Consider the following 19,534-nt stretch of genomic DNA (forward strand, 5'->3'; position numbering starts at 1 on the left):
TTATTTTAGCCTGGGGATGAACTTGTTTTCATATATGGCGGCATCATTTTATGGATTTGCTTTAAATGGAAGTAATACGTTTGGATAGTGTTTCGCTGTGGAGAAGGACTCAAGAGGAATTTTCCTATGATTTAAAAAAAACGCTTCTATCTGTGGTAGAGGGTAAATATCGTCAACCTGCCAAAAAATTAGTTTTAGATAATATTGACTTGGTGGTTGAAAAAGGCGAAAAAATAGGTATAATTGGGGCGAACGGTTCTGGTAAATCCACTCTGTTAAAGATAATTTCTGGGATTCTTCAGCCGACAACAGGTACTGTCAGGGTTCGGGGTCAAGTTGCCCCTTTAATTGAACTAGGAGCAGGTTTTGATCCAGAAATTTCTGTGATGGACAATATTCTCCTTTATGGTGTATTGTTAGGTTTTTCTAGGGCTGAAATGAAAGCGAAAGCGCATTCCATTTTGGAGTTTGCAGAGTTGGAAGATTATGCTTTAGTTCCAGTTAAAGGTTTATCTTCGGGTATGGTGGCTCGTTTGGGGTTCGCTATTGCGACTGATGTACAGCCGGATATTTTGATTTTAGATGAGGTCTTGTCTGTGGGAGATGAGAGTTTTAAGAATAAGTGTAAGCAAAGAATGGATCAGTTTTGGGATGATAATTCTACTGTTCTGGTTGTGTCCCATGATTTAGAGTTTGTGAAGCAGTCTTGTCAACGGGGAATATTTTTAAAGAAAGGTAGAATTATATTTATTGAAGATGCAGATGAAACTGTAAAATACTATGTTAAACAGATTTAGTTAGGTATTTTAATTTATTTTGAATATTTTGAACAATGATTGAAAAAAATAATTCTGAAATTAATGTCGATGAGTTAATGGAGAAGATCCGTCAAGAGATACTTAATCGTCAAGGTCACTCTCAGCCAGTGGGGACAAATAATGCAGATACAGCAAATTTCACGTCAAACATTAGCTTAAGCATTGGACATATTGAATCTTTACTTAAAAATGCAGAGTCTAGAGCTTATATTCGGACTAAATGGCCTGAAAAACTTAATCGCTTTCCGTTTAATTTCATATCAAAATTACAAAAATTTATCCTCAAAGCCATCAACTTTCTCTTTAAAGACCAACGAGAAGTTAATTTTAATTTAATTCTTTCTTTAAAAGAATCCCTAACGATTAATCACCAACTGATAGCAGAAATCAAAACTTTAAAGACACAAATAGATGATTGCTTAATTACTGTGGATGCTCGCTTTCAAGCAGCAAATGAGCATTTGAATATTGTAGATAATAGCATTCAAGAACTTGATAAGCAAATAGTTGCTGTAGATACTCAATTTCAAGGGATGAATGAGCGTCATTTTAGAAATGATAGTTACCTCAAAAATGATTTAATGCAGCAGAAGCGATTGATATCCTTATTTCTAGAAGAAGCGCGGCAGCGATTACCAGAACCTTTTAATCAAGAACAACTACAAACCTTTGCCAGTGAAGAAGAACACCTACTAAATTCATTCTACGTTGCTTTTGAAGATCATTTCCGAGGTACTCGTGAGGATATTTCAGATAGATTAAAAGTATATTTGCCCTTGATTGAAAAAGCAAATGTTGGTACACCAGACGCGCCTATTTTAGATGTAGGCTGTGGACGGGGTGAGTGGTTAGAATTGCTAAAGGAATCTGGATATATATCTAGGGGTTTAGACATCAACAGAGTTATGGTAGAGCAATGCCAGGCTAGAGGTTTGGAGGCAATAGAAGCAGATGTCATTAACTATTTGCAATCTTTACCAGAAAATAGTTTGGGCGCTATAACCGGATTTCATATTATTGAGCATCTGCCATTTAAAACATTAATGAGGTTATTTTCGGAAACAGTCAGGGTACTGAAACCCCAGGGATTAGTTATTTTTGAAACTCCAAATCCAGATAATGTGTTAGTCGGAAGCAATACCTTTTATTTAGATCCAACTCATATTCATCCATTACCTAGCCCCACAGTCAAGTTTATGGCTGAAATGTTTGGTTTATACAATACTCAAATAATCACACTGCATCCCTATCCAGAAAATGCAAAAATTGATGGTCAAGGTGTAGCTGAACGCTTTAATGACTATTTCTATGGTCCACAAGATTATGCTGTGGTGGGGTATAAACATGAGTAGCTACAAGATTGCAGTTGTAGTACCACGTATGATTACTGGGGAGATTGGAGGAGCGGAAAGATTTTTTACAGGTCTGATAAATTCTCTCAATACTGCAACCACATCCGCAACTCTTGTTGAAGTCTTGATTGATGAATCAAGTTTTGAGACTACACAAGAGTCATATTTACGTTGCTATGATTTAAATCTTTCTGATTATGATGCAGTAATTTCTACGAAAGCTCCTACTTTTTTAGTTCGTCATCCCAATCATATATGTTATCTGGTTCATACTATCCGAGTATTTTATGATATGTTTGAACAGGAATTTGGTCGTGGTAATCAAGTTCTCAAAACTCAAAGAGATACTATTCAAAAACTAGATACAGGAGCATTAAGTTCACCAAGAACTAAAAAAGTTTTTACAATTGGCAACGAAGTAAGTCAAAGACTACTGAAATATAACGGCATCAAAAGTGAAGTGTTGCATCCAGCGCTAGTATTGGATAATTTCCATGAAGGCAACTATGAATATATATTTATGCCGGGGAGGTTACATCGTTGGAAGCGAGTGGATTTAGTAATTAAAGCAATGCATCATCTTCAGCATCCTATTCGTCTGAAGATTGTCGGTACAGGTGAACAGGAGCAAGAATTACGCGAACTTAGTGGTAAAGACGAGCGGATAGAATTTTTGGGTCGAGTTTCAGATGAGGAACTTTTGGATTTATATGCAAATGCTTTAGTTATTCCATTTGTACCAATACGAGAAGATTATGGCTACGTTACCTTAGAGGCTTTTGCTCATACAAAACCAGTAATTAGTTGTCAAGATTCTGGAGAATGCTTGCAGTTTGTTAAAAATGGGATTAATGGTTTTGTTGTTGCTCCTCAACCAAAAGAAATTGCTAAAGCCATAGAATATTTTATTAATCACCCCGAACAAGCAAAAGTCATGGGGAAAAGGGGAAAGCTTGACATAAGCCACATTAATTGGTCAAATATCTCTCAGAGATTATTAGGTGTTTTGCGAGAGTGAAGTTAATAAACATGACTGACAAACAAATCTTTCAAGTTACTGTCTTAGATATGCAGCCCATTGATCCTCCCATTGGGGGGGGGAGACTGAGGTTGCTAGGCTTATATCATGGCATGGGTGAGAATCTGCCCACTACATATATAGGATCATATGATTGGCCGGGAGAAAATTATCGGCATCATCGGTTGAGTAAAACTTTAGAAGAAATTGATATTCCTCTGAGTGAACAACACTTTTCTGAGTGTGCTGAATGGCAGTCACGGGTAGGTGGTAAAACTATTATAGATTCTTGCTTTAATTTGCTAGGGCATCATTCAAGTAAATTTTTGGAGACAGCTAGAAAACAAATAGCTTTATCAGATATTGTCATTTTTTCTCATCCTTGGGTATACCCACTAGTCAAAGATATACTGCGTTCTCGTCCCCAACTTGTTGTTTATGATTCTCAGAACGTCGAAGGTTTATTAAGAACTAGTTTATTAGATGATGGTGATTTTGGCACGGAAATTGCTAAAAACGTAGTGAGTATAGAATACGAACTTTGCAACAATTGTGATTTAATTCTTGCTTGTTCCCATGAAGATAGAGAACTATTTCATAAACTATATAATATTCCTTTCAGGAAAATATCCATTGTTCCCAATGGTGTATTTACCGATAAAATTCAAAATTCAAGTGACAGCAAGCGGAGAATAGCCAGAAAAAAATTAAATATAAATATAGGGAATACTCCACTTGTGATTTTTATGGGTAGTTCTTATGTACCCAACACTGAAGCAGCAAGATTTATTATTGATAAATTAGCGCGAGAAATGCCTGATGTTAAGTTTGCAATTTGTGGTGGTGTAGGCGATAAATTTAGTCAAGATGAACTGAGTGAAAAAAATATTGATAATGTTATTTTGACCGGTTTTTTGAAAGAAAGTGAAAAACTTAACTATTTAGCTGCATCTGATCTAGCTATCAACCCAATGTTTTCCGGGTCAGGGACAAATATCAAGATGTTTGATTTTATGGCCGCTGGTTTACCGGTAATCTCAACACCAATTGGAGCCAGAGGTATCTTTCAAGGATCAGCAACAGCCATCCATATCTGCACAGCAGAAGATTTTACCAGTAGTATCCAACGAGTTATTAATGATCAAGACTATAGCAAGGTTCTTGGTGAATCAGCTAGAAGTTTAGTAGAAACAAAGTATGCTTGGCAAAAAATATCCAGCAATTTAGGGCTTTTGCTGCATAGAAATAGACTCAAACTAGGCGATAATATCCCATTTTTTAGTGTGATTATTCCTACCTATGAAAGACATGACAAATTAGAAACATTGCTGGATTGTTTACAAAATCAAATTTCCCAAGACTTTGAAATTATTATAGTTGATCAAAGTAAAACATTATGGAAACAAAGAGAAAAGTATTCTAATTTAGACATTATCTATATTCATAGTGATATTAAAGGAGCAGTCATAGCTAGAAATACAGCATCTTATTACGCTAGAGGAAAAGTTTTAGCCTTTACAGATGATGATTGTCAACCAAAGCCTGATTGGTTAAATAATAGCAGACAATACTTTGAAAATAAGGATATAGTTGGCGTAGAAGGACTAGTTATTTCCGACAACCTGAAAGATGATAATTACCGTTCTGTAACCAACTTAGGGTTTGAAGGAATCGGTTTTATGACAGCGAATTTGCTGGTTAGACGAGAAGTCTTTATGGCTGTTGATGGATTTGATGAATCTTTTGACAATCCACATTTTCGTGAAGATACTGATTTAGGTTGGAGAATTTGTCAATATGGACAAGTCCCTTTTGCTGAAGATGTTTGTGTTTTTCACCCTCCCCATCTTCGCACTGATAAAGGTGAAAGTTTGGCAGAAAGAAACCAGTTTTTTGAAAAAGATGTTTTGTTGATGCAAAAACATCCAGAACGTTACCGAGAACTATTTTTTATGGAGTCTCACTACAAAAATACTCCGGGATTTCGGGAAAACTTTCTCAGAGGAATCAAGAAGTATAATGTAGAAGTTGACAAGTTTTATTTAGATATTTTAGAAGTTGATGATTTAATGATGAAATTTGAAAACCAGTTTAGCGAGACTATACGTGACTTATTTCCTGGTAATAGAAAAAATTTGAATTCATTAAAAATGAAAAAAATTGAGGAAGAGAAGGAAGAAATTTTTCAAGATCAGGATATTGCTTTGGTAGAACAAATTCTTTTACATTCTCAAATTAGTTCCTTATTATCAACAAATATCCCACAAACCATTCAGGCACATTTTAAATCTGCCGAAAATTTATTGAATCAAGTCAAAGATATAGTTGGTAGCCAGAGTCATGGGGACTATTTTAAAGCGTCAGTTCCTAGATACTTGCATTACTTGGCGGCTGCAATGACACTAAAAGACAAGTCAAGAATTTTAGATGTTGGTTCTGCTCCTGGACATATTGGTATTGGCTTGCACTTACTCGGTATGAAGGTTGTTGGTGTCAATTTAAATGAAGCCTGGCGTGACACATATCCTTCCCTTGATTGGGTAGAAAAGTTAGGTGTCATAGAACATAATTTTGAGCAAGAAATTCTTCCTTATGATGATAATGTTTTCGATGCAGTATACTTCACCGAAGTTTTAGAACATATAGCAATAAAAAATCCGTTAGAAATATTATCGGATTTAAGAAGAGTATTAAAGACAGATGGTCTATTGATTTTATCAACACCAAATATATGCAATATTTCTAATATATATGCACTGCTGAATGAATGTAATATTTTTTGGCAGCCTGAAATATTTTATGGTAGTTTAGATAGGCATAATCGTGAATATACCCCGAAAGAAGTTTACAATCTTGTAGAGAAATCTGGTTTTAAAGATATCCAAATCTACGGGATTAACAGTTATTGTAACTGGCGTTCTGGTACAGATGATTATCCTTATAAAATAATTAATGCACTTGGGGATAATCATCCGTTATTAAGAAATACAATTATTGTTTTAGCCAAAAAATGAAAAAAATGGATATATAGCATATTGCGGCTAAATTAAGTACACCCCAAGCGACCCACCACCCTCTCATCTCCTTGCTAAGGGCTGGGGTATTTAGATGGGGTATTTAGAGTCCATCACGACCTGAAATTTGCTATAATAAGCCACTTAACGGGTGACAAGGCGGTTACATTTACCTATTAACTCCCATGCTCAAAATTATTATTGATGCCACACCTATTTAAAAAAATGACAAAAATTAATCGGAAAGGTTACCAAAAAATTATTCATGTATTCTCTGTATTTTTTCTGTTTTCTATTATTTATGCGATTTTCTTTTCTCCAGTCATATTTTCAGAAAGATTATTAGCACCGGGAGATGGGATTATTCAGAGCATACCAGCTTTCTATTCTCCTCGGACACTCTGGACAGATTTAATACTGTCAGGATTCCCTACGGCAGCAGACCCCAATGTTCAAACTTGGTATCCTCTATGTATATTGTTTTCCTTGATTCCTCACTCTTGGAACGCCTATGTTATATCAGCCTATGTACTAGCAAGCTGTTTTACCTACGGTTATGTCTATACAATAACTAATTCGAGGTTAGCCAGTATTGTTAGTGGAATCATCTACGGTATGAGTGGCTTCATGATGGCTCATTTAGGTCACACTGCGATGATTCATACTGCTCTATGGATACCATTGCTGATTTGGTCGTTGGAAAAGCTACGTTATAAATTCACAAATAAGTGGTTTGTAGTTGCCTGCTCTGCAAGCACTTGTTGCATTTTGGCAGGACATCCACAAATTACTGTCTATGGTATGGGAATTGCTTTGGTTTATGCCTTACTAGTGGGAGCAAATGCGCCAATTGGGAGGTGGATATATTACAAAGTATACATAGCTACTGTAGTTTTAGGAATAGCCATATCTTCTATTCAAATTATTCCTACTATCGAATTAATGAATCTTGGTCAGCGTTCACAGTTAAGTTTTCAAGATTTTAATTACTGTTCTCTACCTTTAGCTGAAAGTATTAGACTATTATTTCCTTGGTTTTTGGGAGGCGGACCATTTCAGAATATTCCATATTCAGGAGTTTGTGAATGGGGTCTAACAGAAGTAACCGGCTATGTTGGTATATTGCCACTCATACTAGCAACTATTGGTTTTTTAGCATACAGGTATAATTTTACGGCTAAATTTTGGTTAATTGCGGTATTTATCACATTTTTATTAACCCTTGGAGATGCTACTTTCCTAGCTAGGTTAATGTACAATGTGCCTGCTTACAATAAGTTTCGTGTTCCAGCACGCCATTTCATTGAGATGACGCTGGGTGTAAGTGTACTGGCTGGTTATGGTATTGCGGCTATAGAAAAGAAAGTTTTCCCCCGTCATTTTATATTTAAAATTCTCACAATTAGTGCCAGCATTATAATAGCTTGCTTATTAGGGATTTATTTTTTCTACGTGAACATTCAAGATAAGGTAGCTACCCCACAAACCACTATAAACTTATTTCCCTGGTCTAACCCACAGGTTGGTATGCCAATACTCATTTTTTTATCAGTAGGATGTATTTTAGTTTATTGGAGTAAGGTAGCACAGTCTAAAGTAAGACAAATTTTACTAATCCTAATACTGCTGATTGATTTGGCACATTTTGGCTGGTTTTATGATTGGCAGACCGGTTCTCCTCGCCAGGATTTATTGACACCAACGGCTTCCTCTCAAAAGTACCAGAAAATTCTCAGTAATAGTAAACAAAGAATATTACCTGTTCGTGGTGGATTGGGTACTCGGGATGAGATTCCAGTGAATATATCTAGGCTATGGGGAGTCCCTAGTGCGAGTGGTTATGGACCACTGATCTTATCCAGAGTAAGTAAAATATTATCAATGGGTACACCAGGAGATGTTTCACCAACCTGGCCTGTTCCAGATGACCGTAGTCTGGATATTATGTCCGTGCGTTATATTTTTACCCCTCAAAGTTTCACCTTGATAAATCAACCGACTAAAAGTTCATACCCAAGTACAGAAAATTATCATTATTTAAGTAATAATCAGCGATGGAATCATATTGAGAATATCAATCAAGCTACAGTGTATGAAAATCTTCGTGCAATGCCACGAGCATGGCTAGTTCCAGAAGTTATAACTTTGAAACCCGAAGAAGTTCTTCACGCTATCAAATCATCAAATTTACCTAATGGTAAAAATTACGACCCTTCAAAGCAAGCCCTAATTGAAGAAAGTGTAGATTTTAAAGTCGAAAATTTTGACTCAGGATCTACTATTAAGATTGTCAAGTTGGATAATACTAATATTCAAATTAAAACAACTTCTCTCTCTAGCACATTTTTAATATTAAGTGATGTCAATTATCCAGGATGGCAAGCCAAAATTGATGGTAAACTAACACATATTTTTCAAACTAATTATGTCTTACGAGGTCTTTTGCTATCTGAAGGTAATCACACGATTGATTTTGAATTTAGATCTCAGAGTTTTTATATTGGTGCAGGAATTAGTACAGCTTCCTTAGTTTTACTTGTATACTTGTGTCTAAACATATATACAAAAAAAAGATTGTAAGTTAAAATTAAGTAGGTGGACATGAAATAACCAAAATGTGTAATGATATCTAAATTCACCTCGATGCGTTATTGTGGTTGAGTCTTAGCCATTCAACAAAACAAAATATATTTTGATTTTCCTCCGCCCACTTACTTGGTTCTATTAATACATAAATCTTAATTATCAACATTTTTCCCTTTATCGTAGTGAAAGTTACCGTAATGATTAAAGCAAAGTCTAAAACTTCTAATTTATTATGCTCTATTGTTATTCCCATATATGCAGAATCATCTCACTTTGCTCAATCATTCAAAACGATTAATCAAGTAGTAGAGTCTATACAAATTCCCTATGAGTTCGTGATCGTAGATGACGGTTCGCCAGATCATACTTGGGATGTTGTTCAAACATTAGCTAAACATTACCCTTCTGTAATTAAAGCAGTACGTTTAAGCCGGAACTTTGGTAAAGAATACGCTCTCTGTGCTGGCTTAGAAATAGCTAGAGGTGATATCTTGGTTGTCATGGATGGAGACTTACAACATCCTCCTGAATTGATTTCAACCATGGTTAATATTTGGTGGGACTCAGATGTAGATATAGTAGAAGCCATCAAAATGTCTCGTGGTCAAGAATCCTTTATTGGAAAAATAGGTGCTAAGTTATTTTATGAAATTTCCAACTATTTATCAGGCTACAACCTAAAAGGGCAATCAGACTATAAGCTCCTTGACCGTAAAGTAGTTAATGCTTGGCTTCAGATGGGAGAACGAAATCTTTTCTTTCGTGGTATGACTGCTTGGTTAGGGTTCAAGCGTGTGACAATTCCCTTTGAAGTTCCACCTCGCATTGGTGGCAAATCTGGTTGGTCTACTTTTAAATTAGTGAAGCTCGCTATTACCGGAATAACAGCATTCTCATCTTGGCCGCTGCATTTGATCAGTATTTCTGGATGTATGTTTCTAATTTTTGCCCTCATATTAGGGATACAAGCTTTGTTATTAAAATTTACAGGTGGAGCAGTTGATGGATTCACTACTGTGATAATTCTAATTTTAATTACTGGCAGTTTATTGATGATTAGCTTGGGTATAATTGGCTTGTATATAGCTAAAATATATGAAGAAGTTAAAGGTAGACCCCGATATATTATCTCAGACAGAATAGATGTGGAACACATATATGATAAATAAAAAATTTGTTCGTTATGGGATTGTCGGTGCTATTGGCACTATTACCCACTTATTAATTTTATTGTTATTGGTAGAAATTTTATCTTTTAATCCTATCATAAGTTCATCACTTGCATTTATAGTTGTAGTTTTTATTTCTTACTATCTTAACTATAATTGGACTTTTAAATCTACGACTAAACATTTTACTGTTCTAATTCGTTACATTATAGTTTGTCTATCTGGCTTTACTTTAAATATTATCATTATGTTCATAGTAGTTGATGTATTGAATTTATATTATATGCTCGGTCAAATAATATCAATTATCGTTATACCAATAAGTAATTTTATCCTTAATAATCGGTGGGCATTCAAAGTATGATAAATCTGACATTCCGAAAAATATTTAGTCAGTTTGAGGATATTTTATATATTAATTTCCATGCTCAAAATTATTATTGATGCCACACCTATTGACCCTAAACCTAGTGGGATTGGGTTTTATGTTGCTAATTTAATATCTGCCCTAAACCAACTACAAAGAGATGAAAATTTTCAGTTAGGAATAGTTTATCAACCGGGTTTAACAAAATGGTTACGGGGTGATTTAAGTTTTCCAGATTCCCTGAAAAATTACACTCACCGTCAGGTATTACCCTTACCTGTCAGAATAACAGATTTATTATTAGCTTCAAGCTTTAAACCTGGGTTATCTTACTTTGAAAAATACTTTGATGCCCCAGATATATTGCATGGAACTAACTACTCAGTTTATCCCTGTAAAAACAGTTTAAAAGTAATCAATATCTATGATTTAACATTTATTAAATATCCTCAATATATAGACTCAGTTGTCAAAACATATACGGAAAAAGTTAGACGCTGCTTGCAGTGGACAGATTTAGTATTAACAATTTCAGAAAGCTCGAAACAAGATATTATTGAATATTTACAAGTAGCTCCAGAAAAAATCTACGTTACACCCCTAGCTAGTCGTTACCACCCAGATTACTTATCTGAAGAACAAACTGATAAGTTAGCAAAGCAGGTTAAATATGATTTTTCTATCCCCTATATACTTTTTGTTAGCACTATAGAACCAAGAAAAAATATTAATACAATAATTACCGCATTTAATTTATTGAAACAAAAATATAAAATCAAACAGCAATTAATATTAATTGGTAGAAAAGGATGGAATTATGAATCAATATTCACTGCTATTGAAGCATCTCCTTGGAAACAGGAAATTCATCATCTAGACTACTTATCTGATGAATTAGTAGCCTTATTTTACTCAAAAGCTGATGTTTTTGTTTATCCTTCTCACTACGAAGGATTTGGTTTACCTGTCCTAGAAGCAATGACCCTAGGCGCACCCGTTATTACTGCTAAAACTTCATCACTTCCAGAAGTTACAGGAAATGCAGCAATACTCATCGAACCCCAAGACTCCGTACAACTAGCTGAAAGTATTCTCGAAATAATTAGTAATTCTCAGTTACGCCAAGAGTTAATTAACAAAGGAAAAGAACGAGCAAAATTATTTTCTTGGGAAAGAACAGCAAAAGCGACATTGACGGCTTATCGAAGCAGTGGAGCGTTCTCATAATAGGACTTACAATCTAGCATCTCGATTATCAATTAACTTATGAGATGGGAATGCTATGTCTGCCGCATTTTAGGCGGTTGTTTTCTTCCTTTTTGCGTCTATGAAGGCTCCTGGATAGCTTGGACAGATGACTCTAACAGATTAATTAGGGCTTGCTGAACAATACCTTCGCCAAAGTCCTAAAACGCTATTGATACCGTAACGATTTTATGGGTTTTGGGACTTATATTTGGCAAATCAGCGAAGATGTTGATATTGTTAAACATTTATAATTAAAGCATAGTGTCGTATTTGACAAAATTGCGACATTCCGTTAGACTCACAGAAAATAGCTTTTTATTGGTCTAATCAATCAGAAGCAGCACATGACAAAAAGATTTTTTAGGTACTTGAAATCTACCAGGAGTGAAGTTAAACAATGTCAGTAGCGAGTATTAATTCCATCCAGAGCCTTTTTGCTACCCTCTTTAATCAGCCAGCAGATACTAAAAGTTTAGCTGATTTAAACGCCCAATTGGACAACGGTGTAGCTGTCACAAAAGTCGCCACAGACCTTGTTAATTCAGCAGCAGCGCAAACACTGATTGGCGGTCTAAGCAATGGTGATTTAATTGACTATATCTACAGTAATGCCTTTGGTCGAGTACCAGACAGTGCCGGTAAGACCTACTGGACTGGGAAGTTAGGTACAACTCCAAACTCAGCCGCCAAAGCCCAAGTGATTGTCGATATAATCGCATCTGCTGGTTCTGCTGATAAGCAGGTTTTAAATAGTAAGGTTGATATCGCTAAAAATACCACCCATCAGTTAGCTGTTCAAGAGCTTTATGTTAGCTTACTGGGACGAGCCGCAGAAGTAAGTGGTCGGAACTATTGGGTTTCCCAATTAAATAACGGTGTCTCCGTTGCCGATATTGCCAAAGCTGTTGTTAGTTCACAAGAAGCGCAGCAGAAATATGCGGGTTTAGTCAATAGTCAATTTATTGATTTACTCTACAGTAATGCCTTCGGTCGGCAAACAGACCAAGAAGGTAAGGATTACTGGGTTGGGAGACTGAATAGTTCACCAAGAGCCGCAGTAGCTGTGGAAATACTGTCTGCTGCTGGTAGTGCTGATAGACAGCTTTTGAACAACAAGGTAAACGTTGCTCAGGGTATTACTAACAATTTCCAAACACAGTTTGCTCTGACCAAGGAAACTGACAATCTTATCGGTACAAGTGGCCAAGACTTGTTCATAGGCGATAATGGCAGTGACTTCTTCGAAACTGTCCAAGCTGGTGACACCATAAATGCTGGTGCTGGTGTTGATACCTTTAAATTCTATTACGCCAAGGGTATACTACCCACTCTCCTCAACGTTGAAAACGTAGAGTTAATCAATGCTAAAAGCGATATTGACTTCAGCCCTGTTGCTGGCTCAGGTCTGAAGCAAGTAACCCTCAAATTTAACCCAACATTTGATACAACTGTTGCCGGACTACGGGATATCAATTTTGGTATTGACAACGTTACCAATCGTAGTATCACTGGGGACTTTGGTAATGGAACAGATGCGAGTGTTGCCCTGAATGATTCTCAACTGAATAACTTCACAATTTTGGGTCCTAAAGTAACCACGCTCAATCTTGACCTGGAAAGTGAGTTTGCAGATGGGGTTAACAGGATTACGTTGCTAAATATTCCAACTTTGTCCGCTAATGTCAATGCAAGAACGCTGAATATTACTGGAAAGGCTGGATTATCTGGAAACGATGATAATTCTACAAGCATAGATTTAAAATTAAATCCTTTAAACCCTGATGCAGTAACAACTGTTAATGCCTCAACAAACACTGGTGGTGTGAAATTGTCCTTTATCAGTGATGGTAAGGTTAATTTCACTGGCGGTACTGGTGATGATACGGTTGGATTTTCGTTCAATAGCTTTGATGATAAAAACATAGTTGACGGTGGTGCTGGCAAGGATACATTACGACTGACAGATTTTGATATTGATGCCAGTGCAGATGATAAGGTTAAGGCTATCAACGCTGCTAAGAACTTTGAACTATTAGGCTTAGGCTTTAACGCAAACAACGTCACACTAGATGCTGGGAAAATTACTGCTTTTAAAGAGTATGATTTCAATGCTTCTACTGTCAATCTCAGCGGTGCAGCTACAGGTAATAAATTTACCTTAAACAATACTGGAGTCAACACCTTAAAGCTGACAGGAAAAGGTCAAACTGCTGACCTGACTTTAAAAGGAAAAGTTCAAACCCTAGAACTAAATTCTAGTAAAGGTGCTGACACTGGAACTGAGAAAAATGAGATCACCAAGCTAACCACTGATTTTTCTGGAGTAGCTGGTCAAAAGAGTCCTGCATTAATAGTTAATGTCACAGGTGACAAAGACCTAAAGATTGCCGCTCCTACACTTCCTGGCAACGCTGTCACAGGTCTGACTCTAGACGCGTCCGCATTTACAGCCAAATTAGAAGCTACTGGTACTGCACTCAATGACAAATTAACAGGCGGTATTAGTGATAACACCCTTAACGGTGGCGCAGGTGACGATACTATTATCCTGGCATTTGCTAAATTCAATGATAAGGACATAATTGATGGTGGTACAGGCACAGATACATTGCGTCTGACCAGTGCTGCTGAAATTAATGCAACTACAGTTGATGCGCTTAAAGCTATCAACGGCATTAAAGGCATTGACCTATTAGGCTTTGATACTCCAATGGAAGTTACTGTGGATGCTAGTAAAATTACTACTGTCAAAGAGTATGCTTTCAATGCAGATAAGGTCATTCTTAGCGGTGCAGCTACAGGTAATAAATTTACCTTGAATAACAACGCTAATTTGAACCTGACCGGAAAAGGTCAAACTGTTGATCTGGCATTAAAAGGAAAAGCCCTAGTTCAAACTCTGAAATTAGACTCTAGCAAGGGTAGTGACACTGGAACCGAGAAAAATGAGATCACCAACTTAACCACTGATTATATTGGATTAATTGGTACTGCTGCATTAACAATCAATGTCACTGGCGACAAAGACCTGAAAATTGCTACTCCTACACTTCCTGTAAACGCTGTCACAGGTCTGACTCTAGACGCGTCCGCATTTACAGCCAATTTAGAGGCTACTGGTACTGCACTCAATGACACATTAATAGGTGGTATTGGTGATAACACCCTTAACGGTGGTGATGGTGATGATACTATTGTCCTTGCATTTGCTACCTTCAATAACAATGACAAGAACAAGGACATAGTTGATGGTGGTACAGGCACAGATACATTGCGTCTGACCAGTGCTGCTGACATTGATGCAACTAAAGATGATAAGCTTAAAGCTATCAACGCCATTAAAGGCATTGACCTATTAGACTTTACAGCTCCAAACTGGAATGTTATCGTGGATGCTAGTAAAATTACTACTGTCAAAGAGTATGCTTTCAATGCACAACAAGTCACTGTCAGCGGTGCAGCTACAGGTAATAAATTTACCTTGAGCCAAAACAATAGCACTTTCACTCTTAAGGGAGCGAAGCAAAGTGCTGACTTGACCTTGAAAGGCGTTACAAATTTGACTTTAAACTCTGACAAAGGGACTAGTGATCCTGTTGGGGTAAATAAGGTAACTCAACTAGCGGCTGGTAGTAATTTAAACTTAACAATCACAGGTAACAGAGATATCGAAATCGCCGCTCCAACGCTCCCAAATAACTCTGTCTTTAACATTGATGCAAATGGCTTAACAGGTGCTTTAACTGCTACTGGTACTGCGCTGGATAACACCTTAACAGGTGGCACTGGTAATGACAGCCTAGATGGTGGTGCTGGTAATGACATCCTAGATGGTGGTGCTGGTGGTGACACCTTAACAGGTGGTGCTGGTAATGACATCTTTGTTTATACAGATCCCAATCAATCTAATAGATTGACATTGACAGGAAACGTAACTTTTGATACGATTACTGACTTCACGCAAGGACAAGATAAAATCCAACTCACAGGTCTGTACACTGCTGCACAATACACTGCTCAGAAAGATGTACAAGCAGCTGTAAATAATTCAGGACAACTCACCTTAAATGCGGTTCTCTTGGATGCTGCTACAGTCGTAATAGGACAAGACAAGTTTGGTGCATTTGTTCTAGGCGGTAATACTTATATCTTTGGTACTGGTGCAACCGCTAACACTAATGACGATTTATTAGTTAAGCTCACTGGTAGCTTTAATTTGGTTGCTACTAATGCTACTACTCCTACTAATGTAGACTTCATCTTCTAGTTGCAAGCTGTGGGGTGGTCGGATACAATGACCACTATCATGGAAAACATATCTTTTTCATAATTTTCTGTAGGGGCATAATAATTTTATGCCCTTTTTTATTTTGCTGTAGAGACGCAGAGGCTCAGAAAAATGAACATCGTTAATAATTCATTGTCTAATCAATTAATCATCAATTTATCTGTTATATTCTCTAAACCAACTGGTATAAGCAACTATGCCAAAAATCTTTTCCCTTATTTAAAATCTCTTAATCCTACACTATTAACAGCAAAAGAATATCCTGATTTTAACTGCTACCCAGTTCCAAATAATCTGACTCCTGCGGACGGGACAAAAGGACATTTACGCCGCTTAGTTTGGACACAATTCCAAATACCAAAAATCTATCAAAACCTCAAATCTCAACTTTTATTTTCCCCTATTCCCGAAGCACCTTTATATACCAACTGTCGTTTTATTGTCACAGCCTTTGATATGATACCCTTGCGGTTTCCTAACCGCTTCTCACCATTAACCACATACCATAAATACTATACTCCTGAAGTTTTTAAACAAGCAGAACATATTATTTGTATATCAGAATCAACAGCCAATGATATTATCCAATTTTACCAGATTCCTAGTCATAAAATAACGCCAATTCTCTTAGCAGGAGATAGCTCACATTTCCAATTCCTCAACCTCCCCACCCGCAATTACTTCCTATATGTTGGTCGTCAAGACCCTTACAAAAACCTGCAAAGACTAATTACCGCTTTTTCCGCACTACCTCACAGAAATGATTATGAACTATGGTTAGCGGGACCCTACGATAAACGTTACTCCCCATTATTAGAAATCCAAACTCAAGAATTAGGAATAAGTCATCTAGTTAAATTCCTTAACTATGTCTCTTATGACGAATTACCAATGATTATTAATCAAGCGATCGCGCTAGTTTTTCCTAGTTTGTGGGAAGGATTTGGTTTACCAGTTTTAGAAGCAATGGCTTGTGGTACTCCCGTTATTACTTCCAATATTTCCTCCCTTCCAGAAGTTGCAGGAGATGCTGCTATTTTAATTAATCCCTATAATCCAGGGGAAATCACCGCAGCGATGACAACAATTATTAATGATTCAGAAACCAGAAAACAACTTTCAGAAAAAGGTCTAAAAAGAGCAAATCAATTTAGTTGGGAAAAAACCGGACTGGCTACAGTTGAAGTTTTAAAACAATATCTTTGAGTATATCTGAATTTAGGTAACAACATTTTGTGCTATTGTCTAAGTAGTTTTTATAGGAAATTTCATATATAATGACAGATAGTGATGATACTTTAGAAGTGTCCTTAGAGGTTGTTTGAAAAGTATTAGATGAAACCGATAATCTCCAAAAACCTAACCCCCCTGCCCCCTTCCCTACGTTAGCGCAGCGTGCCGAAGGCTGGGAAGGGGGGTTTCAAAGCCTCTCCCCGCTTCGGGGAGAGGTTTGGAGAGGGGTTAATTTATACCTGGAAAACTTTTCAAACATCCTCTTACGTCCTCTTGTTTGGATGGGAGACTCGTGCAAAAACATCCGTGAATTTCCTGAAGAAGTCAAAAAAGCAGTAGGTTACGCATTACAATTGGTGCAAGCTGGAGAAACACCTTTGACAGCAAAGCCGTTTAAACAACGCTATAAAGATGCACAAGCGAGAGAACAATAACCATGACACAAGAACCCATTTTTGAAGAAAGCAGTGGTAACGTATTTGCTGATCTTGGTTTAGAAGATGCAGAAGAACTATTTACACGGGGTAAAATCGGGATTCAGGTACTCCGACTTCTGAAAAAACGTAACCTGAAACAACGTGAAATTGGTCAAATTCTTGGCATTCCCCAACCAGAAGTATGCCATCTTATGAAAGGAGAGTTTCAACGGTTCAGCGAGGGAAAACTCCTCATTTTTCTCAAGCGACTTGATATAGAACTCATCCTACATCTTCGTCATAAACATGGAGAAAATCAATCTCATGAGACAGTAATATCGCTATAGAATCAAAAGTTAAAAGTTATTATTTTTAGATAACTCATCAAAAAAACATAGCAATGACTCAAAAAACCCTGGTAAAGTAACAGGCTGTTTTGATTTGAATTTTTAAAATATCGTATGATAAAATTAAAGAACTATTTAATGATTAGTAAAACAAAGGAGAATACCATGAACACCTCCATAGAACTTCCTAGCGGTAAAATCCTCAACATCACCCGATTTATTGCCCTAATTCCCAACAACAATAACATTGATAGTGATTATCAACTAATTTTAGAAGGATATCCTCATCCTATCAACTTAGAATCATCAGATGCTCAAAATCTGAAAATATTTTTGCAATCAAAACTAGATCAAAATACCCCAGTTAACACCCATAAATCAACATGGAATCAACAAGAACAACTTCAAAAAAATCAAAAGGCAATGGCAATTTTAGCAGAACGTATTGCAGAACATAAAAATATGTCCGATGAAGAATCATTACAGCAACAAGAGTTTTTTGAAGAATTTAAAAAAACAGTTGATTCACAAAGACCACTAGGACAAAAATTATATTCAGAATTATGATAGTATTTATTGATTCAGGTGTGCTAGGACTGCTCACAAATCCCTATAAAATTAATGCAGCTAAAGATTGTGAAGAATGGCTTTATGCTTTACTTGCTCGTGGAGTGTATATTTGTTCTTCTCAATTATGTGATTACGAAATTAGAAGAAGTTTAATCTTAATCTCTCAAAATAAACCTAAATCATGTAGTATTCAGAATTTAGATGAACTTCAAGAAATTATTTCTTTTCTACCAATAACTTCGGAATTATTAAAAGAAGCATCTACACTTTGGGCTTCTGCTCGTAGTCAAGGAATACCAACAGCAGATAATAAAAGTTTGGATATTGATATTATTATCTGTAGTCATTGGCAAAAACTTAAAGAAGAGTTTCCTGGTCGCTATATTGTGATAGCAACTACAAATGTCAAACATTTAAGTCGCTTTGCTGAGGCAAAAAACTGGATGGATATTCAATTTTAAAACCATTAGTAATCTTGTAAAGACGTTCCGGGGAACGCCTCTACTTTGTCCTCAGATGTCTATTGATAAAATCCTAAACATCCTGCTCACTCAATTCACGAGTGATATAGTCAAAAGGCTCATCCACAAAAGCAGTATTAGCCACACCAGCGGCCGCTACCTGTTCCTTAACAATACCCTTCATAATTTGGATACCTTGCACAGTCGAACCAATGGGTACACCCAAAGAATTGTAAGTTTCCCGTAGTCCTTGTAATACACGCTCATCAAGAACATTCATATTACCAGCCACTAGCGCGTAGGTAGCATAGCGAAGATAATAATCCATATCGCGCAAACAAGCGGCAAACCGACGGGTTGTATAAGCATTACCACCCGGACGAATCAATTCTGGTAGTTCTTCAAATAACTTTGCCCCAGCTTGTCTCACAATTGCGGCTGCATTGGAATTAATTGCGGCTGCGGCTTGGACTCTAGCTGTTCCACTATCAAAGTATGATTTGAGACTATCAATGGCATTCCGATCAAAATAACGTCCGGTTACGTCATAATTCTTAATTAAAGTTGTAACAGCATCACGCATTCTTTTTTCTCCCAATCATTGGCTATCTATGATTTGATATTAATTTGGCTGCAATTATGCACCA

Annotated in this window: 14 protein-coding genes and 1 pseudogene; 14 read left to right on the plus strand and 1 reads right to left on the minus strand. The window is 36.6% G+C overall.

Features of this window, described 5'->3' with window-relative positions:
- Positions 1-65: 65 nt before the first annotated feature.
- From EZY12_08675 to EZY12_08740, 14 genes and pseudogenes are all read left to right on the plus strand, one after another.
- Positions 66-797, plus strand: a complete 732-nt coding sequence (locus EZY12_08675; GenBank protein QSX69650.1) for an ABC transporter ATP-binding protein — start codon at positions 66-68, stop codon at positions 795-797.
- Positions 798-832: 35 nt separating this feature from the next.
- Complete coding sequence (locus EZY12_08680) at positions 833-2,170, plus strand: class I SAM-dependent methyltransferase (GenBank protein QSX69651.1); 1,338 nt, start codon at positions 833-835, stop codon at positions 2,168-2,170.
- On the plus strand, positions 2,163-3,188 hold the full coding sequence (locus EZY12_08685) for a glycosyltransferase family 4 protein (GenBank protein QSX69652.1): 1,026 nt from the start codon (positions 2,163-2,165) through the stop codon (positions 3,186-3,188). Before EZY12_08680 ends, EZY12_08685 begins: the two co-directional genes overlap by 8 nt.
- A gap of 11 nt (positions 3,189-3,199) precedes the next feature.
- Entirely contained in the window at positions 3,200-6,202 is a 3,003-nt protein-coding gene (locus EZY12_08690) for a glycosyltransferase (GenBank protein ID QSX69653.1), read from the plus strand.
- A gap of 225 nt (positions 6,203-6,427) precedes the next feature.
- Positions 6,428-8,782 (plus strand): YfhO family protein, encoded by a 2,355-nt coding sequence (locus EZY12_08695; GenBank protein ID QSX69654.1) that lies wholly within the window; start codon positions 6,428-6,430, stop codon positions 8,780-8,782.
- A 203-nt stretch (positions 8,783-8,985) separates the two neighbouring features.
- Entirely contained in the window at positions 8,986-9,957 is a 972-nt protein-coding gene (locus tag EZY12_08700; protein QSX70588.1) for a glycosyltransferase family 2 protein, read from the plus strand.
- A complete protein-coding gene (locus tag EZY12_08705; protein ID QSX69655.1) occupies positions 9,947-10,321 on the plus strand; it encodes a GtrA family protein in 375 nt (124 codons plus the stop codon). Before EZY12_08700 ends, EZY12_08705 begins: the two co-directional genes overlap by 11 nt.
- 60 nt (positions 10,322-10,381) lie before the next feature.
- On the plus strand, positions 10,382-11,551 hold the full coding sequence (locus EZY12_08710; protein QSX69656.1) for a glycosyltransferase family 4 protein: 1,170 nt from the start codon (positions 10,382-10,384) through the stop codon (positions 11,549-11,551).
- A gap of 418 nt (positions 11,552-11,969) precedes the next feature.
- Entirely contained in the window at positions 11,970-15,839 is a 3,870-nt protein-coding gene (locus EZY12_08715; protein ID QSX69657.1) for a DUF4214 domain-containing protein, read from the plus strand.
- Between the two features lie 132 nt (positions 15,840-15,971).
- Positions 15,972-17,066, plus strand: a complete 1,095-nt coding sequence (locus EZY12_08720; GenBank protein ID QSX69658.1) for a glycosyltransferase family 4 protein — start codon at positions 15,972-15,974, stop codon at positions 17,064-17,066.
- A 308-nt stretch (positions 17,067-17,374) separates the two neighbouring features.
- Positions 17,375-17,488, plus strand: a pseudogene (locus tag EZY12_08725) (type II toxin-antitoxin system RelE/ParE family toxin).
- 41 nt (positions 17,489-17,529) lie between these two features.
- Positions 17,530-17,856: an XRE family transcriptional regulator gene (locus EZY12_08730; GenBank protein QSX69659.1), complete on the plus strand. Its 327-nt coding sequence runs from the start codon at positions 17,530-17,532 to the stop codon at positions 17,854-17,856.
- A gap of 165 nt (positions 17,857-18,021) precedes the next feature.
- Positions 18,022-18,423, plus strand: a complete 402-nt coding sequence (locus EZY12_08735) for a hypothetical protein (GenBank protein QSX69660.1) — start codon at positions 18,022-18,024, stop codon at positions 18,421-18,423.
- A complete protein-coding gene (locus EZY12_08740) occupies positions 18,420-18,887 on the plus strand; it encodes a type II toxin-antitoxin system VapC family toxin (protein QSX69661.1) in 468 nt (155 codons plus the stop codon). The genes EZY12_08735 and EZY12_08740 overlap by 4 nt, the downstream gene beginning before the upstream one ends.
- 73 nt (positions 18,888-18,960) lie before the next feature.
- Here the strand turns inward: EZY12_08740 and apcB are convergent, their stop codons facing one another.
- Entirely contained in the window at positions 18,961-19,470 is a 510-nt protein-coding gene (apcB, locus tag EZY12_08745) for an allophycocyanin subunit beta (GenBank protein QSX69662.1), read from the minus strand.
- Between the last annotated feature and the right edge of the window lie 64 nt (positions 19,471-19,534).

The sequence above is a fragment of the Dolichospermum sp. DET69 genome, from assembly GCA_017355425.1.
Lineage (GTDB): Bacteria > Cyanobacteriota > Cyanobacteriia > Cyanobacteriales > Nostocaceae > Dolichospermum.

What these genes read in the sequence shown, in the direction of transcription:
- EZY12_08680 (QSX69651.1), top strand. Translation starts at nt 833, where the DNA reads ATGATTGAAAAAAATAATTCTGAAATTAATGTCGATGAGTTAATGGAG.
- EZY12_08700 (QSX70588.1), top strand. Translation starts at nt 8,986, where the DNA reads ATGATTAAAGCAAAGTCTAAAACTTCTAATTTATTATGCTCTATTGTT.
- EZY12_08720 (QSX69658.1), top strand. Translation starts at nt 15,972, where the DNA reads ATGAACATCGTTAATAATTCATTGTCTAATCAATTAATCATCAATTTA.
- EZY12_08690 (QSX69653.1), top strand. Translation starts at nt 3,200, where the DNA reads ATGACTGACAAACAAATCTTTCAAGTTACTGTCTTAGATATGCAGCCC.
- EZY12_08705 (QSX69655.1), top strand. Translation starts at nt 9,947, where the DNA reads ATGATAAATAAAAAATTTGTTCGTTATGGGATTGTCGGTGCTATTGGC.
- EZY12_08735 (QSX69660.1), top strand. Translation starts at nt 18,022, where the DNA reads ATGAACACCTCCATAGAACTTCCTAGCGGTAAAATCCTCAACATCACC.
- EZY12_08710 (QSX69656.1), top strand. Translation starts at nt 10,382, where the DNA reads ATGCTCAAAATTATTATTGATGCCACACCTATTGACCCTAAACCTAGT.
- EZY12_08685 (QSX69652.1), top strand. Translation starts at nt 2,163, where the DNA reads ATGAGTAGCTACAAGATTGCAGTTGTAGTACCACGTATGATTACTGGG.
- EZY12_08730 (QSX69659.1), top strand. Translation starts at nt 17,530, where the DNA reads ATGACACAAGAACCCATTTTTGAAGAAAGCAGTGGTAACGTATTTGCT.
- EZY12_08675 (QSX69650.1), top strand. Translation starts at nt 66, where the DNA reads ATGGAAGTAATACGTTTGGATAGTGTTTCGCTGTGGAGAAGGACTCAA.
- EZY12_08740 (QSX69661.1), top strand. Translation starts at nt 18,420, where the DNA reads ATGATAGTATTTATTGATTCAGGTGTGCTAGGACTGCTCACAAATCCC.
- EZY12_08715 (QSX69657.1), top strand. Translation starts at nt 11,970, where the DNA reads ATGTCAGTAGCGAGTATTAATTCCATCCAGAGCCTTTTTGCTACCCTC.
- apcB (QSX69662.1), bottom strand. Translation starts at nt 19,470, where the DNA reads ATGCGTGATGCTGTTACAACTTTAATTAAGAATTATGACGTAACCGGA.
- EZY12_08695 (QSX69654.1), top strand. Translation starts at nt 6,428, where the DNA reads ATGACAAAAATTAATCGGAAAGGTTACCAAAAAATTATTCATGTATTC.